Annotated in this window: 17 protein-coding genes, 1 pseudogene and 1 riboswitch; of the genes and pseudogenes, 10 read left to right on the top strand and 8 right to left on the bottom strand. The window is 44.8% G+C overall.

Annotation, left to right across the window (positions count from 1 at the left end):
- Nucleotides 1-593 precede the first annotated feature (593 nt).
- Nucleotides 594-1,076, bottom strand: coding sequence for a transcription elongation factor GreB (gene greB, locus AACT19_RS09955; protein WP_017079316.1), 483 nt, complete (start codon nt 1,074-1,076; stop codon nt 594-596).
- 178 nt (nt 1,077-1,254) lie between these two features.
- Here greB and ompR point away from each other — a divergent pair, with 178 nt between their 5' ends.
- The gene (gene ompR, locus AACT19_RS09950; protein WP_004735642.1) at nt 1,255-1,974 is read left to right on the top strand and encodes an osmolarity response regulator transcription factor OmpR; all 720 of its coding nucleotides are present in this window, start codon (nt 1,255-1,257) and stop codon (nt 1,972-1,974) included.
- Between the two features lie 157 nt (nt 1,975-2,131).
- The gene (gene envZ, locus AACT19_RS09945; RefSeq protein WP_017080818.1) at nt 2,132-3,427 is read left to right on the top strand and encodes a two-component system sensor histidine kinase EnvZ; all 1,296 of its coding nucleotides are present in this window, start codon (nt 2,132-2,134) and stop codon (nt 3,425-3,427) included.
- Between the two features lie 257 nt (nt 3,428-3,684).
- On the opposite strand, the gene recG is transcribed toward envZ, so the two are convergent.
- The 4 genes from recG to gmk all read right to left on the bottom strand — a co-directional run bounded on the left by recG (nt 3,685) and on the right by gmk (nt 9,497).
- Nucleotides 3,685-5,763 (bottom strand): ATP-dependent DNA helicase RecG, encoded by a 2,079-nt coding sequence (gene recG / locus AACT19_RS09940; protein WP_076646108.1) that lies wholly within the window; start codon nt 5,761-5,763, stop codon nt 3,685-3,687.
- A gap of 373 nt (nt 5,764-6,136) precedes the next feature.
- Complete coding sequence (gene spoT, locus AACT19_RS09935; protein WP_004735646.1) at nt 6,137-8,263, bottom strand: bifunctional GTP diphosphokinase/guanosine-3',5'-bis pyrophosphate 3'-pyrophosphohydrolase; 2,127 nt, start codon at nt 8,261-8,263, stop codon at nt 6,137-6,139.
- 45 nt (nt 8,264-8,308) lie between these two features.
- A complete protein-coding gene (rpoZ, locus tag AACT19_RS09930) occupies nt 8,309-8,581 on the bottom strand; it encodes a DNA-directed RNA polymerase subunit omega (protein WP_004735648.1) in 273 nt (90 codons plus the stop codon).
- A gap of 292 nt (nt 8,582-8,873) precedes the next feature.
- The gene (gmk, locus tag AACT19_RS09925; RefSeq protein ID WP_004735650.1) at nt 8,874-9,497 is read right to left on the bottom strand and encodes a guanylate kinase; all 624 of its coding nucleotides are present in this window, start codon (nt 9,495-9,497) and stop codon (nt 8,874-8,876) included.
- Between the two features lie 346 nt (nt 9,498-9,843).
- A riboswitch (purine riboswitch) is annotated at nt 9,844-9,943 on the top strand.
- Between the two features lie 58 nt (nt 9,944-10,001).
- Between gmk and AACT19_RS09920 the strand changes: the two genes are divergently transcribed.
- Nucleotides 10,002-11,372: an NCS2 family permease gene (locus AACT19_RS09920; protein WP_076646107.1), complete on the top strand. Its 1,371-nt coding sequence runs from the start codon at nt 10,002-10,004 to the stop codon at nt 11,370-11,372.
- A gap of 225 nt (nt 11,373-11,597) precedes the next feature.
- Here AACT19_RS09920 and AACT19_RS09915 read toward each other — a convergent pair.
- Nucleotides 11,598-12,082: pseudogene (locus AACT19_RS09915) on the bottom strand (outer membrane beta-barrel protein).
- A 309-nt stretch (nt 12,083-12,391) separates the two neighbouring features.
- Between AACT19_RS09915 and AACT19_RS09910 the strand changes: the two are divergent.
- The 5 genes from AACT19_RS09910 to cspE all read left to right on the top strand — a co-directional run bounded on the left by AACT19_RS09910 (nt 12,392) and on the right by cspE (nt 16,060).
- Nucleotides 12,392-13,216, top strand: a complete 825-nt coding sequence (locus AACT19_RS09910; RefSeq protein ID WP_076646106.1) for a winged helix-turn-helix domain-containing protein — start codon at nt 12,392-12,394, stop codon at nt 13,214-13,216.
- Nucleotides 13,207-13,701, top strand: coding sequence for a hypothetical protein (locus AACT19_RS09905; RefSeq protein WP_076646105.1), 495 nt, complete (start codon nt 13,207-13,209; stop codon nt 13,699-13,701). Before AACT19_RS09910 ends, AACT19_RS09905 begins: the two co-directional genes overlap by 10 nt.
- 405 nt (nt 13,702-14,106) lie before the next feature.
- Nucleotides 14,107-14,532, top strand: coding sequence for a phosphate-starvation-inducible protein PsiE (locus tag AACT19_RS09900; RefSeq protein WP_076646104.1), 426 nt, complete (start codon nt 14,107-14,109; stop codon nt 14,530-14,532).
- A gap of 212 nt (nt 14,533-14,744) precedes the next feature.
- A complete protein-coding gene (locus AACT19_RS09895) occupies nt 14,745-15,377 on the top strand; it encodes an alternative oxidase (protein WP_076646103.1) in 633 nt (210 codons plus the stop codon).
- Nucleotides 15,378-15,847: 470 nt separating this feature from the next.
- Nucleotides 15,848-16,060, top strand: coding sequence for a transcription antiterminator/RNA stability regulator CspE (gene cspE / locus AACT19_RS09890; protein WP_004735656.1), 213 nt, complete (start codon nt 15,848-15,850; stop codon nt 16,058-16,060).
- A gap of 331 nt (nt 16,061-16,391) precedes the next feature.
- Here the strand turns inward: cspE and AACT19_RS09885 are convergent, their stop codons facing one another.
- Nucleotides 16,392-17,258, bottom strand: coding sequence for a YicC/YloC family endoribonuclease (locus AACT19_RS09885; RefSeq protein ID WP_004735725.1), 867 nt, complete (start codon nt 17,256-17,258; stop codon nt 16,392-16,394).
- A gap of 283 nt (nt 17,259-17,541) precedes the next feature.
- Here AACT19_RS09885 and rph point away from each other — a divergent pair, with 283 nt between their 5' ends.
- Nucleotides 17,542-18,258: a ribonuclease PH gene (gene rph, locus AACT19_RS09880; protein ID WP_004735726.1), complete on the top strand. Its 717-nt coding sequence runs from the start codon at nt 17,542-17,544 to the stop codon at nt 18,256-18,258.
- Between the two features lie 214 nt (nt 18,259-18,472).
- A complete protein-coding gene (gene pyrE, locus AACT19_RS09875; protein ID WP_004735727.1) occupies nt 18,473-19,114 on the top strand; it encodes an orotate phosphoribosyltransferase in 642 nt (213 codons plus the stop codon).
- A gap of 129 nt (nt 19,115-19,243) precedes the next feature.
- Here pyrE and lpxL read toward each other — a convergent pair whose 3' ends face one another.
- Nucleotides 19,244-20,224 (bottom strand): LpxL/LpxP family Kdo(2)-lipid IV(A) lauroyl/palmitoleoyl acyltransferase, encoded by a 981-nt coding sequence (gene lpxL, locus AACT19_RS09870; RefSeq protein ID WP_029222631.1) that lies wholly within the window; start codon nt 20,222-20,224, stop codon nt 19,244-19,246.
- Nucleotides 20,225-20,241: the final 17 nt, after the last annotated feature.

Genomic DNA, 20,241 nt, shown 5'->3' with positions numbered 1-20,241 from the left:
TATCCGCTTTGTGCGAGATCTCTCACACGTGATGTAAGCCTAAGTCACCTTAAACCTATCAATATGTCTTAATTTAACTATAAGTTGTTGATTTTTAATCATGTGGTGTTTTAGGGCGTATTTCTCACTCGAAATGTTTTTTGGGACTATCTAGGAAATTCGCCCAAATACCGTAATATTTAACTTGTCGACAGGGAGTTGGCAGGAACAGGAAAAAGCCTAATGGACTAGGTATCTTCAGGATGAAGATTTGATTACTTAGGATGAGTGGTCAGCAAGGAAGTAATAATCTCTGGATGAGATTCGCCAGTCAGGATGACAGGCTAGAATGGACACCGCTAGGATGGCGATGAACAAAAAGGAAATTGGTTAAAGGATTTAGCCACTATCAAGGACAGATGCAGGGAGCACCTTATCTCGAAGAGATAAACAGTAGCCGGATTGCTGCGATAGAGACTTAACCCCGCCAGGCGCAAGCCTAGCGGGGTTTTCTTTTATCTGGAGTTTGGGTTTGTCTGCTCGACCTGTGATGGCCGGTTAATCACGCTAAGCCATAAGCCATAAGCCATAAGGCAAGGCATAAGCAATAAGCTTTATGCGTCGTCTGCGTAGCGAATCGAGTTAATGAACCACTCTTTATCGCCTTCCGGTGTGGTTACCGTAAACTCGTCATCCACTTCCTTCTTCAACAGCGCTCTAGCCATTGGCGAGTCGATAGAGATATAACCTTTAGCATCGCCGTAGATCTCTTCAGGTCCTACAATGCGAAACTTCTTCATTTCCCCATCATCATTCTCAATTTCGACCCATGCACCGAAAAATACTTTACCTTCTTGTTGCGGTGAGTAATCCACGATCGTGACATCAGGTAAGAACTTTCTTAAGAAACGCACTCGGCGATCAATCTGACGAAGTAAACGCTTATTGAAGGTGTAATCTGCGTTTTCTGAACGATCTCCAAGGCTTGCAGCCCAAGTGACTATCTTAGTAATTTCAGGACGTTTCTCGTGCCATAAGTGGTCATGTTCTGCTTTGAGCTTGTTATAACCTTCTCGGGTGATCAGTTTGGTTTTCATAAACCTGACTTAATGAAATGATGTTCTAAGATAGAATATATAGAAAGGCAACATACGTTAACAATTATTTAGGCGACTTTTTCTCCAATAATGTTACATTTTTAATGTCTTATACCAATATACAATGTACCAAGAATGCTTAACCTTAGGTTTGAGCTTTAATAGGTGGAACCATTACATGCAAGAAAACTACAAAATTTTAGTGGTCGATGACGATGCTCGTCTACGTGCATTACTAGAACGCTATCTGTCAGAGCAAGGCTTTCAAGTGCGTAGCGTGGCAAACAGTGAGCAGATGGACCGCCTGTTAACCCGTGAAAATTTTCACTTGATGGTATTGGATTTAATGTTGCCGGGCGAAGATGGTCTATCGATCTGTCGTCGTCTACGAAACGCAAACAACTCGCTGCCGATCCTTATGTTGACGGCAAAGGGTGATGAAGTGGATCGCATTGTGGGCTTGGAAGTGGGTGCTGATGATTACCTGCCAAAACCATTTAACCCGCGTGAACTGCTTGCTCGTATTAAAGCGGTAATGCGCCGCCAAGTGATTGAAGCTCCGGGAGCGCCGAGCACAGAAGAATCTGTGGTTGCCTTTGGTGAGTTCCGCTTGAACTTAGGTACACGTGAAATGTTCCGTGGTGAAGAGCCAATGCCTCTGACCTCAGGTGAATTTGCGGTACTTAAGTCATTAGTGACGAATGCTCGTGAGCCAATGTCTCGCGATAAGCTGATGAACATGGCTCGTGGCCGTGAATATTCAGCGATGGAGCGTTCTATCGATGTTCAGATTTCACGTCTGCGTCGTCTAGTTGAAGAAGATCCAAGTAAACCTCGTTACATCCAAACGGTGTGGGGCTTGGGTTATGTATTCGTTCCAGATGGCAAAGCTGTGTAATCCAGCTTTATAAGCTCTATAGCTGCTTTACCGATTCTGTGAATCTTACGGGTCATCTCATTAATATGCGATGGCCCGTTTTGTATTCAGCACAAGGGTTTAGGGTTATAGTCATAGCCATATAAAACATTTTATCACCCCTCACTTTAGGTCTTCTATGCGCATACGTAGCTCCTTTACTCAGTCGATAGTGCTCTTTTTAACCTTGTTGGTTGCTAGCCAAATCTTTTCTTATTACGCGGTGTTTAACTATGCATTGATGCCGAGTTTGCAGCAGTTTAATAAGATTCTGGCTCACGAGCTAAACCTCGTCTTGGATCAAGGCAGTGATATCGAGATTGATGCGCCACTGCGTCAACGTGTGCTTGAGCAGCTAGGAGTGACGGTTCACGCCAAGGACAGCGAAGCTGCGGGTGAGTATTACCATGCAGTAGCAATCGATCTGATGAGTGAGGAGATGACCAAAGAGTTGGGCTCTGAAACCGAAGTACGGCTGATTCTAGGCAAAGAGAGCTACGTGTTGTGGATGGACATCGCGCAGCTGCCTAACTCCTTGATTCGTATTCCTCTGTCTGAGCTGCAAGAAGAAGACTTTGCGCCTCTGTTCCGTAACAGCCTGATCATGGCGATGTTGATTGTCGCAGGTGGCTGGCTGTTCATTCGCTTGCAAAACCGGCCTTTGATAGCGCTAGAGAAAGCCGCCCAAGGTGTGGGGCGTGGCGATATTCCACCACCATTGCCAGTGCAAGGTGCGCAAGAGATCCGCTCGGTAACTCGAGCCTTTAATCAGATGTCGAAAGGTATCCAAGAACTCGAAGAAGATCGCGCTTTGTTGATGGCAGGTATCAGTCATGATTTACGTACTCCGTTAACGCGTATTCGCTTAGCGACCGAGATGATGTCGCCAGAAGATAGCTATTTAGCGGAAGGGATCATCAGTGATACCGAAGAGTGTAATGAGATCATCAGCCAGTTTATGGATTACCTAAAGCCCGTTGATCGAGATTCATTCCAAGAGGTATTTGTCGATGATATTGCCCGAGAAGTTTCTAGCTCGGAAGGTGGCTACGAGGTACAAATTGAAACCGATATTCCAGAATCGATGAAGCCTGCGCTAGGTAACCCGATCGCGATGAAGCGTGCTGTGAGTAACTTGGTGGTGAATGCGCTGCGCTATGGCAATGGTTGGGTCAAGGTATCGACTGGCATGACGGCTGATAATAAATTGGCTTGGGTGACCGTTGAAGATAATGGCCCTGGGATCCCGCAAGACCAAGTCGGTAAATTGTTTGAACCGTTCACGCGTGGTGACACCGCTCGTGGCAGTGAAGGTACCGGTTTAGGCTTGGCGATTGTGAAACGTATTGTCAGTCAGCACCAAGGCGCGGTAGTGGTTAATAATCGTAGTGAAGGTGGCTTAAAAGCGCAGATCAGTTTCCCTGTGAAGCCCTAGTTATCATCGGTCCGTGTGATGACGATAAGTTCGGTTCGGGGAACTGTTAAGAGATCCCCGACTCGGTCATTCTTCCCTCTCGGGGATGACGAATTGCTAACCATGGACTTTGATGATGAAAGTTTACTTTGATCGTCATTCCCTATGAGGAACGAGCGAATAGGGAATCTCGCTCTTGCTTGATGAAAGTAACGCACACTAAAAAGGCTTCCTTAAGGGAAGCCTTTCTACGTTCTGGGCGATGGTAACTTGGTTAATTAAGCTTTAGAGTAAACATCGCGTTCACCCAACCAACGGTTGATGATCGCCTTGGCATTGTCTGGGTAGCTATCGTGAATATGACGAGCAATACGTTGCACTTCTGGGATTAAACGTTGGTCACGAATTAGATCGGCGATCTTGAAATCAGCCAAGCCAGTTTGTTTGGTACCGAGCAATTCACCGGGGCCACGGATTTCTAAGTCGCGCTGTGCAATCACAAAGCCATCGTTACTTTCACGCAGCACACCTAAGCGTTTCTGAGCGGTTTTAGATAGCGGTGAGTGATACAACAGTACACAATGGCTTGCGACCGAACCTCGGCCAACACGGCCACGCAGTTGGTGTAGTTGCGCTAGGCCAAGACGTTCTGGGTTCTCTATGATCATTAAGCTCGAATTCGGTACATCCACACCGACTTCAATCACGGTTGTCGCAACCAATAGATGCAGCTTGTTCTCTTTGAACTCTCGCATCACCGCTTGTTTCTCGGCGGGTTTCATACGGCCATGGACTAAACCAATTTTTACGTCAGGCAGTTTGCGTTGCAGCTCTTCTGCCGTATCAGCTGCAGCTTGAGCTTCCAGTACTTCCGATTCATCAATCAGCGTACACACCCAGTAGGCTTGCTTGCCTTCATTGAGACACGCATTTTTCACACGTTCAACAATGTCATCGCGCTTGGTATCAGGAATCGCTACGGTTTGAATTGGGGTTCGTCCCGGTGGCAGTTCATCAATAATCGAAGTTTCGAGGTCGGCATAGGCCGTCATTGCTAACGTTCGTGGGATTGGGGTGGCGGTCATGACCAACTGATGGGGGTAGTAGCCTTGCTTTGCTCCTTTCTCACGTAGCTCTAATCGTTGGTGGACGCCAAATCGGTGTTGCTCATCAATGATCACTAAACCAAGGTTTTTGAACTCGACATGCTCTTGGAACAGCGCATGAGTACCAACCACCATTTGCGCTTCGCCGCTAGCAATACGTGTTAGTTCCGTTTCACGAGCCTTACCTTTGAGTTTACCGGCCAGCCAACCGACTTGAATGCCCATCGCCTCAAACCAGTTAGCAAAGTTAATCGCGTGCTGTTCTGCCAATAGCTCGGTTGGTGCCATCAGTGCCACTTGCTGACCATGTTCGAGTGCGCGAACGGCTGCCAGTGCGGCGACTAAGGTTTTACCTGAACCTACATCACCCTGTACTAAACGCATCATAGGGTGTGGCTTTTCAAGGTCGGCTTCGATCTCTTTAGTCACCCTTACTTGAGCATTGGTTGGTGAAAACGGAAGTTGAGCTAGCAACTTATCTTTGAGGGTGTTTACCTGAGGGAAAGGCATCGCTTTGTCTTGCTGCCCCTTACTACGAACAGACAGCATCGATAGGTTTTGCGCCAGTAGCTCTTCCATAATCAGGCGTAGCTGCGCAGGGTGTTTACCTTCATCAAACAGCTCTAGGTCAATGCCTGGAGGAGGCCTGTGAATGGTATGCAGTGCTTGCGCGAGTGTTATTTGGTGGTCGTATAAACCGGATGGAAGCAACTCATTAACTGCGGCCTTGTCGATTAACTCTAAAGCTTGATCGGTAAGATTACGCAGCGTGACTTGTCTTAGCCCTTCGGTGGTTGGGTACACCGGAGTTAGGTTGGCTTCAACGTCTGGCTGTTGCCTCGGCGCAAAGAATTTGTAATCAGGATGGACGATCTCAAGCCCCATATTACCGCGCTTGATCTCACCATAAGCATGCACTTGTTTGCCTTCAGCAAAGTTATTCTTCATGCCTGCAGTGAAGTTGAAAAAACGTAGGGTAATAGTGCCATTACCATCACTGATCTTTACTGCGAGCATCTTACGTTTACCGAAAATGGTATCGACGTGCATTACCTTGCCTTGCACTGCTGCCCATAAACCAGCATGCAGTTTTACGATGGGATAGATACGCGTTCGATCTTCATAGCGCAAAGGCAGGTGAAATAGCAGGTCTTGTACATTGTTAAGCCCAACCTTCTCTAGTTTCTCTGCGACTTTAGCGCCGACTCCAGATAAAGAGTTGAGAGGGATAGCAGATAAAAGCTGTGACATAACAAGGCTCATAAACGTAAGAGAGATAATCTATTCAAGCATTTTACTGGATTTTTGTACAGGGTAAAGCTTAGAAGCAGATGAGGGATGCGAGTAAACGAGATACGAAGAGATTAAGAGCGGATACGGGATTTGGGTAAACGATATGCGAAAAGATTAGAGCAGATTCGGGATACGGGTGAACGAGATGCGAAGGATCAAGGGCAGAGACGAGGTACGAGTAAACTGGGTACTAAAGGGGGGATATAGAAAACAGGGCAGTACAAAAAATTAAAGCAGACTCGAAATACGAAGAGTTGAGGTGGTGAAAAGCTTTTGCTCTTCGCATCTCGAGACTCGTATCTCTCATCTGCTTTATTTATCTGCTTTTAGATCAGTTCTTACGACGTTTTACTTTCAGCGCGTGTGGCATCACACGTAGCTTTTTCATAATACTTGCAAGATGAACACGATCTTTGGTCGTCAGCAAGATAGTCACTGTGTACAGGCGTCCATCACGTTCTTCGGTTGAAATACCGTGAATGTTTGAGCCTGTTTTCGAGATAACGTTCGTTAACTCTGCTAGTGCACCTTGGTGGTTCTGGATGTCGATCTGAAGTTCCGCTGTGAACTCTTGATCGTAATCGTCAGACCATTCCACCGCCATGTATTTGTCTGGTTCTTTTTGGTAGCCACGAACGTTTGGACACGTTTCGCGGTGAACAACAAGGCCACGACCTGGAGATACATGAGCAATGATGTGATCGCCTGGGATCGGGTGACAACAATTTGCAAAAGTCAGTAGTAGACCTTCAGCTCCGCGGATAGCTAGTTTCTTCCTAGGCGCATCGCTGTTGTTTTTCACTTCAGTCAGTTCGTCAGCATCACCCAGTAGGCGCCGAGCAATGACGATACTCATCAGCTCGCCAAGACCAATCGATGCTAGCAAGTCTTCAACGCTTTCTAGGCGTAAGTCAGACAATACATGCTCGAGGTTCTCTTGGCCGATATCGGCAATAGAGTGTTCACCAAGTGCGTGATTCAGTAGACGACGGCCTAGCGTAATCGACTCTTCACGGCGCATGGTCTTCAGAACCTGACGGATCTTAGTTCGAGCGCGTGAGGTCACCACGTAGTTGAGCCATGCTGCATTTGGACGTGCGCCCGGAGCACTGATGATCTCAATGGTTTGACCGTTCTTCAGCGATTTGCTGAGTGGGTAAGGGTTCATGTCGACACGAGCCCCTACACACATGTTGCCCACATCGGTATGTACCGCGTAAGCAAAATCGACCGCTGTTGCACCCGCAGGAAGTTCGACGATGCGACCTTTCGGCGTGAACACGAAGATCTCATCTGGGAACAGATCAGATTTAACGTTTTCAATGAATTCGAATGAGTTACCTGCGCTTTGTTGAAGCTCAAGTAAGCTCTGCATCCAACGCTGTGCTTTAACCTGTGCGGTTGTCCCATTGCTACTGCGTGAGCCACTGCCTTTGTAAGACCAGTGCGCCGCGACGCCTTTATCGGCCATTTGCTCCATATCTTCGGTACGGATCTGAACCTCTACAGGTACCCCGTGAGGACCGATCATTGACGTATGAAGAGATTGGTAGCCGTTGGCTTTTGGTACCGCAATGTAATCTTTCATGCGGCCCGGACGTGGCTTGTACAAGCTGTGAGCCTGGCCAAGTGCGCGATAACAAGTGTCTGGGGTATCAACCACTACGCGGAAAGCGTAGATATCCATAATGGTGTGAAAGCGCTGTTCTTTGGTTTTCATCTTGTTATAGATTGAGAACAAGTTCTTTTCACGACCTACGACGCGAGCAGACAAACCGACTTCTTCAAGACGGCCTTCAATTTCGCTATGGATACGTTGGATCATTTCCTTACGGTTACCACGCGCAGCTTTCACTACATTTCTGAGTACGCGATAACGGTTAGGGTAGAGGGCTTCGAAGCCCAACTCTTCTAGTTCGGTCTTGATGTTATGAATACCAAGACGGTGAGCTAGCGGAGAATAGATCTCTAAAGTTTCACGGGCAATACGACGCTTTTTGTCAGGACGAAGTGCCCCAAGCGTACGCATGTTGTGAGTACGGTCAGCTAATTTGATCAAGATAACGCGGATGTCTTGCACCATGGCGAGAACCATCTTGCGGAAGTTCTCTGCTTGCGCTTCTTTGCGATCACGAAATTTAAGCTTATCCAGCTTAGATACACCATCAACCAGTTCAGCAACGGTATTGCCGAATTGAGCTTCTAGCTCCTCTTTTGTAACTTCAGTATCTTCAATTACATCGTGGAGTAGGGCGGCTTGCAGAGTTTCGATATCCAGACGCATTTCTGCCAGGATTCTTGAAACAGCAACAGGATGGATTATGTATGGTTCACCCGTTGAACGGGTTTGCCCTTCATGGGCATTTCTCGCTACCACATAAGATTGACGCAGAGCCTCAATTTGAGGCTCTGTTAGGTATTCTTGGGCAACGTCTTTGAGGCTATCGAATAGATACAAATTAAAGGCCCGGAAGGTTAATTAGTTCGAATGACGTTGATTCTATCAGCGAGTGTGAGCGATGCTGCTTACTGCTGCAAGTTCAGCCGCTTCTTGCTCTTGTTGCTCTTGACGCTCACGAGCATCTAGTACGTCTTTAGTGATAAGACCTTCTTCGATTTCGCGAAGAGCGATAACCGTCGGCTTATCGTTTTCTTCAGGCACTAGTGAATCTTTGCCGCCAGTTTGCATTTGACGTGCGCGGCGAGCCGAAATAAGAACTAGGTCGAAACGGTTGCCAACTTTTTCAACAGCGTCTTGAACAGTTACGCGTGCCATGAGGACTCCAAATAGTAATTAACTAATAAATTTTATATGACGAGAAAGTATACAAGTTTAACTAGAGACTTTCTAGCTCACCGTATACTTATCTCAATGGAAAATCCAGTTATACCAATCACAGTAAATAAGTGATCATAAAAAGCGCCGGAAAAAGGCTTGAGAACAAGGCAGCTCTAATCGACAAAGAGTTTCGATAAGTAGTGACCCTACAATCAAAAATTATAACGACGTTATCAGGCTTTTTAGCAAGCTAGAATGACCAGTTGTTTACTACGATTGGTATCAGAGATTATTCCGCTAGTAGTGCTGTAAGCATGCCGCTGTATTTAGCTGCTTGCTTATCTTCTTTTAAGCGCTCCGCACGAATGATTGCTCTGAAGTCCATTAAGGCTGCATCAAAGTCATCATTTACGATCACATAATCGTATTCTGCATAGTGAGAAATCTCAGATTTTGCTTCGCTCATGCGTTTCGCAATAACTTCGTCGCTATCTTGACCGCGAACATTCAAACGACGCTCTAGCTCACCATTTGATGGTGGAAGAATGAAGACACTCTTCGCTTGAGGCATTTGTTCACGGATCTGACGAGCACCTTGCCAGTCGATATCTAGGAATACATCGATACCGCGGTTTAGGTTTTCTTCAATCCAAACACGTGAAGTGCCGTAGTAGTTGCCGAACACTTCAGCGTACTCTAGAAACTCACCTTTCTTAATCAGGTCTTCAAAGTGATGTTTCTCTACGAAGTGGTAGTGAACACCATTCTCTTCACCAGGGCGCATACCGCGAGTGGTGTGTGAAACAGATACCTTCATTGCGTAGGTTGGATTGGTTTCCAGCATTGCTGAGATCAAGCTCGATTTACCTGCGCCACTAGGTGCAGATACGATGTAAAGAGTACCTATGCCCATCTGTATATTTCCACTGTTGGTTGGATTGAGTGAAGGCGATAAACCGACACTATAAAAGATAGCACTGACCTTAATTTTTGTTCCGGTGGTGCATCTACTAATTGTTCTGGTGGTTACATCTAAAGAGATAACGAGTGAAACTAATAGAGACAGTTGGTGAAAATTAGGTCAGAAAAATGGAGGCGAAGAGTAGCATATTTAGATGATTGAGAACAACTGGCTTGATCGTTATTTATCAGCGAATGATCTTTTCAAGGATCTTTGTATAACTGCAATGACTCGTTATCTTCACTTTTTTATGTGATCTCGACAAAATTTGTTGAAGTTTTAATCTCAATCCTTACAATCCGCGCAAACGATTAAATGCTGTATATGTCTAGTGATATGGACTAGATGTTTCTACTACCGAGCCTACCTTGGTGACTACAGTTTTTAGTGTAGAGACCCCTCTATTCTCACAGCATTTGAATCTCAAATTTCTTAATTTATTACATAGGTTTTGTTGTGAATACCGACTCCACCCTGAAAGCCCAGAAAACGTCTGGCTCGCTTGACACCCTGTTCAAACTCTCAGAGAGAAAGACCACGATCAGCACTGAGCTCTACGCAGGTTTTATTACCTTCTTAGCGATGAGTTATATCTTGGCAGTTAACCCAGCAATTCTGGGGGGCATCCCGGGGATGGACAAAGGGGCAGTCTTTACGGCTACCGCTCTTTCTGCTGCTATCGCAACGCTTATCATGGGTATTTGGGGTAACTACCCAGTCATGCTGGCTCCGGGCATGAGTATGAACGGATTCTTCAAAGGTCTACTGTTAAGCGGTTCTGTGGCGGTACTTTGGAATGAAGCGCTATTTGGTATCTTCCTATCCGGTATCCTTTATCTCGCTTTCTCGTTGACCAATATCCGTAAGTCGATGATTGAATCTATTCCTGAAGATTTAAAGCTGGCGATTACCGTATCTCTCGGTTTGTTCATTGCTTTCTTAGGCCTTAAGAATGCAGGCATCATTGTTTCTAACCCGTTTGTACTGGTTGGCTTAGGTGACATCTCAGATCCGAAAGTGATCATCGCTTACGTGAGTATCTTCATCGCATTGGGTTGTATGGTTCGTGACATTAAACTAGCAACCTTCATCTCGTTCGTTTCTGCTATCGCGCTGACCATTCTTGCTGATGTATTCATGGGCACATCAAACGCACCAATCCCAGACCAATTTTTTTCTATGCCACCAAGTATGGCGGGCAGCTTTGGCGCTATCTTTGATTTCTCAGCCTTCACGTCCGAGAAAATGTTCGATCTATTGTTCATCGTACTTATCTTCCTGATTGTCGATTTCTTCGATGGCTTAAGCACGATTGTGGGTGTTGGTCGTGATGCGGGTATCATCGACAAAGACGGTAAGGTACCTAATGCGAAATCGGCTTTGGTTGCTGATGCGGGCGGTACGGTGATTGGTTCGATTTTAGGTACTACATCGATTACCGCTTTCTCTGAATCGGGTATTGCTTCCTCTCAAGGAGCTAAGACGGGTTTAGCAGCGGTGATGGTTGCAGGTTTATTTCTTGTTTCTCTATTCCTATATCCAATCTTCTCTATCTTCTCAGCGGCAATGGTCGCGCCTGCGATGGTAGTGGTAGGCATCTACATGGTGGGTCGCCTTGGTCAGATAAACTGGGAAAAGAAAGAGTCACGCATTGCAGCTTTCTTCACCATCATGTTCACCGTTCTAAGCTTCTCACCAGCAAACGGCATGGCGATGGGCTTCATCAGTTACGCATTCACGATGGTTGTGGCAGGTAAGCGCAAAGAAGTACACCCGCTTATCTACGGCCTGTGTGTGGTGTTCTTAACTTACCTGATTCTGCTTTAAGGCTAATTAACCACTACCAATTAGCCACTATAAAAGTCGCTAAGTAAAAGACAAACAGATTGCTCTGCAGTAAATGTGGGGCCATTTTTGTATCTGTTATTTCTTAAATTTATGCTCGTTTTTGCTGAACGTTGAGTTCAACTTACCGCCATTCTGCTGATGTTCATCTAAAAAGGGCGACCGTGGTCGCCTCTTTACGTTTACTAGCCAACGAAGTGTTCGTTATCAGAATTTGTACGTTGCGCCAGCGTAGAAGCTACCAAGCTGGACGGTCACATCATTGTATAACCAGTTGCCAGTATCAACGTTGAAGGTATCAACTTCGTAAGCCACACGGAAGTTTAGGTTCTCAAGGCTTGCTGGTGTGTATTCTACACCTGCACCCAACCGCTATCAAAGGTGTAGCCAAGGTTTGCAGCAATAGATATGCCTGCTGTCTCGATAGCATAACCTGACAAGCCTGGTGCTGTTATATTACTGTATTTGGTGAATTGTGTTTCAACGCCAACAATGCGGTTAAATTGATAGCCACCAATCAACTTAAGCGTTGAGTATTTTGTTTCTAGTGTAGAGAACGCGGCATCGTCATCGTAAGTTGTGGTACCAAAACCACCACCTAGGTAAAAGCCAGATACGTCTTTCTCAACTGCTTGCTCTTGGGCACCGGCAAAGGCAGAAAATGCTGCCAGAAGGATCACTGCTTTTTTCATTAGATTCATCTCATCGGGGATAAAAAGTGGTGTGCATTATGTGTTCAATGGCAATATAAAACTAAAGATGGAATTCATATAAACTTCATGAGTTGTCGGTTTATTGATGGTTTTCCTTTTATATGTTTTTATCTTTATTATGTAATTCATTGATATATTTGATGTTGTATTTTTTCTGTAGGAACTTTTGCTTAAGGTAGATGGATTGTACTCAATGCTTACGCAGTTGACTTGGTAATGGTAGGATCCAGTTCTTCACGCGTGTGTTTTTTTGGTTACGTGAGCCCTAATTTCGGTAATAGTGAGTGTATGCATAGAGTCTGTTTTTCCAATTTGATTCTCGATCCAACGACTCTAACCTTATCGAATGTCGATGGTGAATGTATTCAATTACGCCCGCTTCCATATGCAGTGTTGAGCTTGTTACTTGAAAACCAGGGTGCTCACGTTACTCGTGAACGACTATTTGAAACGTGTTGGGGGGGCGCATTAGTCACTGACCAAGCGATCACTAATGTCATTTCAGGTTTAAGGAAAAACTTCGAGCAGTTGGGCGCGCGCGATGTCACCTTGAAAACAGTCAGCAAAATTGGCTACGTTCTGAACATCCACAGTGGCAAAGAGCCGATTAAGAAAATAGGAAACCGAGCAATTCGGGTTAGCCAAGAGCAAGAAATCGTCTTAGAAGAGGTGAGCCTTAAGCTTGCCCCTACCTTGAAAATGAACATGTATTCTTGGCATGGGTTTGTAACGGTATTGCTGCTAGCCTGTTTGGTGTTCGTTTTTTTTACTAAGCCTTTTATCCGAAAGCCACAGTTTCTCCAGCCTAGTGAGTATCAACATTTTCAGATTGGCGTGACCGATTTTTATCTTTATGACAGTGCTTATTTAATAAGTGACGGTCGACTGCTCGCATATGAGTTAGCGACTCAATCGTTTCCAACTTGTCATGCGGATATGTATCTGCGAATCGCAGAGTCTGCTTATGACGACGACGTTTATATGATTAAAACTTTTGCATTTGCGAAACACGGCAGCAAGAACGCAAGTTACGTGAATCATTCGGTGAGTATTGATGAAATATCAGAGACGGTGGTGAAAGCAATTAGGAGGGCTCGAGCAATATGCGGATAAAATCGATCATCGTTTTCAATATTGCGCTTGCTATCTGTGTCATCGGTGTGGCGTTGTATCAGTGGAAGTTTGAGCAACAACAGTTAGCGGGTAGTCGTTGGGCATGTGCTCAGCTTGATGAGGGGTTTGTTTCGCAAGGGTATCGTCACTATCAAGAGATCGCTGATCGCTCTATTTTAGAGTTTACCTCAAATGACAGTTTGCTGATTTTCCAGAAAGGTTATGTTCAGACACTTGTCGGAGAAACCAAGCCCTACGAAGTCTATTATGAAGCAAATTACATTGCTGAGAATGGTCTCCTATCGGTTGCCTATCAACATATCGACTGGAACCTAAAGCCAACTGACAATGAGATCTTTGTTCGCGACATGGATGCTCTGGTAAGAGCTAAAATTGAACTGATGTATAAAGTGAAAGGTGACCAGTTGTTTTTGTTCAGTAAAGGGCATGCAGAAGAGAGGAATCATATCTGCTATTCCAAATGACGATTTTGAATCATAGTCACTCCGACATCAGCGTGTACTATTATGACACTTTCAAACTTAGGTACTTAACTTAATTGAGTTATTTTTAGTTGTTTTGGTTTGTATAAAGAAGTACACCCGCTTATCTACGGCCTGTGTGTGGTGTTCTTAACTTACCTAATACTGCTATAAGCCTAATGGCGAAATAACGTTTGTTAAGTAGCAGTCGTTAAGTAAAAGATAAATAGATGGCTCTGCAGTGACTGTGGGGCCATTTTTGTATCTGTTGTTTCTTACCTTTGCTTCTTCCTGGTGGTTACCGATGAATTGATGGCGTTATCCCCAAGTCGATGCTTTGACAGTACGCGACTTATATTGATGCATGCTATTGTAGAGACTGGATTAATTATTTTTTGAAGAGTGACTATGCCTTCTAACTTACCTAAATCTTTTAGTGAGCCGTTTTTAAAAGTATTCCACATTATGGAAGCGGTATTGCTGGTGGCGATCACACTGGCGACCTTGTTTGCGATGGTCGAAGAGTTCATGCATGTCTTCGCTGAACGCCGAGTGCAATTGACCGACATTCTGCTGATGTTTATCTATTTAGAAGTGTTGGCGATGGTTCAGCAGTTTGTGATGAACGGTAAGATCCCAGTGCGATACCCCATTTACATTGCGATGATGGCAATTGCTCGTTACATCACTTTAGGCATGAAAGAACTCGATGCGGTATTGATCGTTTGGTTATCTTTAGCGGCATTTATCTTGGCCGCAGCAACACTCTTGATTCGTGTTGGGCACCATTACTGGCCATATGTCGATTTAAGAACCAAGCAGCCGGATGAGTAAATCAATCAGGTTATAAGCTAATAAGAGCCCAGCCATGTTGCTGGGTTTTTTATTGCTCTTGATGTGTCTAAAAGACATAAAGATGTCTCTTTTGTTATGTTTATTGTGTTGTCAATAAGACTCTAATTGTTGTTTTTACCTAGATGTACAAGGCTTTGTGTCTTGGCATGAATGTTGATTAGTAAGTATTAGACTCATATAAGGAACACGCTATGCATTTTGAAAGCACTCATTATAAACCTGAAATATTCTCCGAAAAGGTTGCCCTTCTTGTTACTCGACTTCTCAAAAAGACACTTAACATGTTTTATGGAAAACACTTAGCCAAACGAGCTATGTTGTTGGAAACCATAGCGGCGGTGCCGGGCATGGTGGCGGGAGTGTTCAATCACCTCAAAGCTCTGCGCCGCATGAAAGACGATGGTGGTTGGATCAAAGAGCTACTGGACGAAGCGGATAATGAACGGATGCATTTGATGATTTTCCTTACCGTTACCAACCCGTCCATTATAGAACGCATCTTAGTGATGCTATTACAGTTCATCTTTCTACTCATCTATGGCGTGATCTACTTAGTCTCATCTAAAACGGCGCATAGGATCGTTGGGTATTTTGAAGAGGAAGCTTGTAATAGTTACTCCGAATATATCTCGAAAATTCAAGATGGTACGTTGCCCAATCATCCCGCTCCTGAAATTGCGATTAAATATTATCGCTTACCCGAGAATGCTACGTTTTTGGATGTGCTTTGCTGCATAAGGGAAGATGAAGCTAAACATAGAGATAAGAATCACGACATTGCCGATCTCTATAAAACCCAAGACTTACCCGATCATCAGTGCTAATCATCAAAAAGACATAATTATGACAAATAAAGCTCAACAACCAGAAAATAAGGTCGTCTTAATTACTGGTTCAAACCTGGGATGGGGTTGAGCTTTTCTATGCATACTAGAAATACGGACTTACCTGAGGGGGAGTGCTTAGAGAGTCGTACTATGAGTAAATTTCTTAAGATCAAAGCGTTATAAATGAGCTTAATGGCGTAGTAGGGCTGTAATCTGAGTCAACCGAACAAAAAAACATCAATTATTTTCAAATAAAGCTTTACAACCCGACCCAGATCACCAAGAATGGCCTCGCTCTGTTTTCAGAGTTATTAAATGAAACATCAGTTGTAAAGTAAAACCCTTAGTATTGCTTCATTGTTATTCTCAGTGTTTCCCTTGGCTTCATAGATACATTAAATAATTCAAGCTTTCAGCGCATCGCACTTTTGGCGATTAATTTTTTATTTTTATATAAGGGACACATCATGTCTAACAAAACAAACGGCGTAGTAAAATGGTTTAACGAAGAGAAAGGTTTCGGTTTCCTAACTCAAGACAACGGCGGCGCTGACGTATTCGTTCACTTCCGTGCTATCGCTTCTGAAGGTTTCAAGACTCTTAAAGAAGGCCAACAAGTGTCTTTCGAAGTAGAGCAAGGCCAAAAAGGTCTTCAAGCTGCAAACGTTGTAGCTCTATAAGATTTTAAGTCGGCGCAAGTTGCATTAGCAACTTGCGTCACTTTCTCTTTTAAATCTTTTCCCCTCTAGTTCCACCTGTAATATCCCCCTCAAAATATTCTAAAATCCTTTGTTACATCCGCTTCTCTGTTTTATCTATAGCTGTATCTATCTCTTGCTCCAAACAAATCTCCTGCGTAACAACCTGCTCAACTTACTCATCCTGATTGTCATTATTGTATCCATAAAAAAAGCCCCTAAAACTAGGAGCTTATCTTGATCTAATCAACACTGTTAGTTAATCAACACTGATTCAGCTAATGGCTATTCACAGCGTGTTACTGACAAACTGTTATTCAATGTTCTGGATCTGCTCACGCATCTGTTCGATAAGAACTTTAAGCTCTACGCCTGATGCTGTTATGTCTGTGCTGATAGACTTAGACGCTAGTGTGTTTGACTCACGGTTGAACTCTTGCATCATGAAGTCTAGCTTACGGCCACAAGCGCCACCTTTCTTCAGTACTACATTTGCTTCTTTCACGTGAGAGTCTAAACGGTCTAGCTCTTCTGCTACGTCTGACTTCTGCGCAAGTAGGATAAGTTCTTGCTCAACACGAGAACCTTCAAGTTCAATTTTAGCATCTTCAAATTTGGTAAGAAGACGCTCACGTTGCCACTCTAGGATCTCAGGCATACGTGCACGAACTTTCACTACTTCTTCAGTGATTGCATCTAAGCGCTGTACGATTAGCGCCTTCATGTTCTCACCTTCACGAGCACGAGCATCAATGAACTCTGCGATAGCATCGTTGAATGCTTCTAGCAGGTCTTTGTTGATGGCATCCATGTCTTGCTCTGGCGTTTCCATCACACCAGGCCAATTCATGACTTGGAATGGGTTCAAACGGCTGTCTTCGCCAGTCATCGTCATTACTTGGTTCGCCGCATTGATTACTTGCTGAGCCAAACCTTCGTTAATGCTTAGCTCGCCCTTTGCAGCAGGGTTTGCTTCAAAACGTAGGTTACATTCAACCTTGCCGCGCGCTAGACGCTTACGGAAACGCTCACGCAAGATCGGCTCTAAACCACGGAACTGTTCAGGCATACGGAAGTAAGTTTCAAGGTAGCGTTGGTTTACACTACGGATTTCCCATACTGCTGTACCCCAATCGCCTTTTACTTCTTTGCGTGCGTACGCGGTCATACTATAAATCATCGAATTTTCCTGTCTTTTATCATTCTGAAAATAACGCGCACGCATAGTATCACGATACGGGGTGCACCCGAAGCCTGTCGCTTTTCCGCGATAAATAGCCTTTCACGGTAAGTATCTTTGAGTCGTAAGTCGCTTTAAGTCGTAAGTTGCTTTGAATGGTAAATAGATTTGAAAGATAAACTGCTATATAATCTTGCCCCAATCAAAACTGTCTCACCCCTTTCTTAGGTGATGCACTCTTTCGATAGTAAATCACTTCAGACTGTTAATAAGGTAGATACCAATGCGTCCAAATGACCGCGCTGTAGATCAAATTCGTCCAATTAAAATTACTCGTAACTACACAGCTTATGCTGAAGGTTCTGTATTAGTTGAGTTCGGCAACACTAAAGTTCTATGTAATGCGACGGTAGAAGAAAACGTACCGCGTTGGTTAAAAGGCCAAGGAAAGGGTTGGGTAACCGCTGAATACGGCATGCTGCCACGTGCAACGCACACTCGTAACCGTCGTGAAGCGGCGAGCGGTAAGCAAGGTGGTCGTACGATGGAAATCCAACGTCTGATCGCGCGTAGCCTACGTGCTGTTGTTGACCTGAAAGTAATGGGTGAAATCATGATCACTGTCGATTGTGATGTTATCCAAGCAGACGGCGGTACACGTACTGCTTCTATCTCAGGTGCAAGCGTTGCAATGGCTGATGCTATCAACAGCCTACTAGCAAGCGGCAAACTGAAAAAGAACCCAATGAAAGGCCACGTAGCGGCAGTTTCAGTGGGCATCGTTGGTGCACAAGCACTGTGTGACCTTGAGTACGTTGAAGACTCAGCAGCTGATACCGACATGAACGTTGTAATGACGGAAGACGGTAAGATGATTGAGATTCAAGGCACCGCAGAAGGCGAACCGTTCAGCCACGAAGAGCTGATGCAGCTTTTAGCCCTGGCTAATAAGGGCATTACCGATATCGTCGAAGCGCAGAAAGCTGCGTTGGCCGACTAGTTTCTAGATAGCTCCCACATTGGGGGCTATTTTTTTATCTTCTTCGTATTCGCGCCCTCCGCGTTGTTAACTGCGCTTACCACCCGAATCACTTACTACTCGTAAGCTCACGGGTTTCGTAAGCTTGTTGCCTAGCGGAAAATACGACTACTTAGAAGATACTAAGAAGAGTTTAAGTTAATTAAGTTTTATTGAATAAACGTAGAGGAAAAACATGAAAGCATATCAACGTGAATTTATTGAATTTGCACTAGAGAAAGAAGTACTTAAGTTTGGTGAGTTTACTTTAAAGTCTGGCCGTAAGAGCCCTTACTTCTTCAATGCTGGATTGTTTAATACAGGTCGTGACCTAGCACGTTTAGGTCGCTTCTACGCAGCAGCATTGGCAGACTCAGGCATTGAGTTCGACGTACTATTTGGCCCTGCGTACAAAGGTATCCCAATTGCAACGACAACAGCGGTTGCACTCGCTGATCACCACGATGTGGACACGCCTTACTGTTTCAACCGTAAAGAAGCGAAGAACCACGGTGAAGGTGGCAACCTAGTGGGTAGCGAACTTGAAGGTCGTATCATGTTAGTGGATGACGTGATCACTGCTGGTACAGCGATCCGTGAGTCGATGGAAATCATCCAAGCAAACGGTGCTGACTTAGCGGGTGTGCTTGTTGCTATCGACCGTCAAGAGAAAGGCAAAGGCGAATTGTCTGCGATTCAAGAAGTAGAGCGTGACTTCGGTTGTGCAATTATCTCAATCGTTAGCCTGACTGATTTGGTGACTTTCCTTGAAGAGAAAGGTACCGACGCAGCACATCTTGAATCTGTAAAAGCGTACCGCGCTCAATATGGTATCTAATTCGTAAACTGAAGAAGTTGAATCTGATGGTTTAGCGCTCTAGGTTAAGAATCGAAAAAGTAAAAAGGCCCGAGAGAGATAACTCTTTCGGGCCTTTTACTTTTCTATTGAGATGAGCAGCTTTCTTATCTATTTATAACGAATGCCGCGCTCAATTTCTGGGTCTTCCATGGTTTTGAAGCGCTTGTGCAGCCACATCCATTGCTCTGGCGCTCGTAAGATAATTTTCTCAAGATAACGGTTTAGATAAGCGGCCGCGGCTTTCTCATCTTTTTGAGGATAGTTATCTTCGATCGATTCATCGGCCATGATCTCATATTTGCCATCGGTATTTCTAAAACCAGAACCCGGAACAAGTGCGCATCGGCTGGTGTAAGCCAGAATACTGGTGCCTGTTGTGGTACATGCATCTTCTACAGCGAAGAAAGGCACAAACACAGACTTGTTACGGCCGTAGTCATGATCAGGTAGATAGAAAAGGATCTCACCTTGACGCAGGATTCGAATCATACGCTTCACATCTTTACGGTGGATAAGACGGTTGCCGTTCTGAGTACGACCACGGTATTGAATGAACTCGTAAGCTGGGTTGTTATGCGGGCGATAAACACCTAAACCAGAAATACCAAGAACGGCCATTGCTCGCGCAGTGATCTCTAGATTCAAGGCATGTACACAGCACAACAAAACACCTTTACCGTTGGCTTTGTGAGTGCGCAGTGTTTGGGTGTCTTTATCCACTAGGATTCTTTTGAAACGCCACGTCGGCCAAAACCAGGTAATACCGGTTTCGATCAGTGCCATGCCGGTATTTTTAAAGTTTTCACTGACCATAGCCGCGACTTCATCAGCAGGCTTATCTGGGAAGGCGAGTTCCAAGTTACGTGTTGCGACCGCTACGCGCTTTTTACCATAGCGAGCCCCAAGAGAGCCCAATGAACGACCTAGCAGTAATAATATACGGTAAGGGAGAACATTAACGATAAGCGCCAATAGCCCAAAACCGAACCACACTCCCCAGTATTTAGGGTGGAGTAGTGCCAGAGTAAAAGGTGGCTTAGTAATAACGTGTTGTGCCGTACTGTTTGTCGGAGAAGTTTTCGTCGTCATAACCATCACTTAAGATT

The organism is Vibrio sp. 10N.222.47.A9 (assembly GCF_963872585.1).
GTDB lineage: Bacteria > Pseudomonadota > Gammaproteobacteria > Enterobacterales > Vibrionaceae > Vibrio > Vibrio splendidus.
The sequence above is the reverse complement of the archived record's forward strand: the minus strand, read 5'-3'. Positions and strand labels throughout refer to the sequence as shown.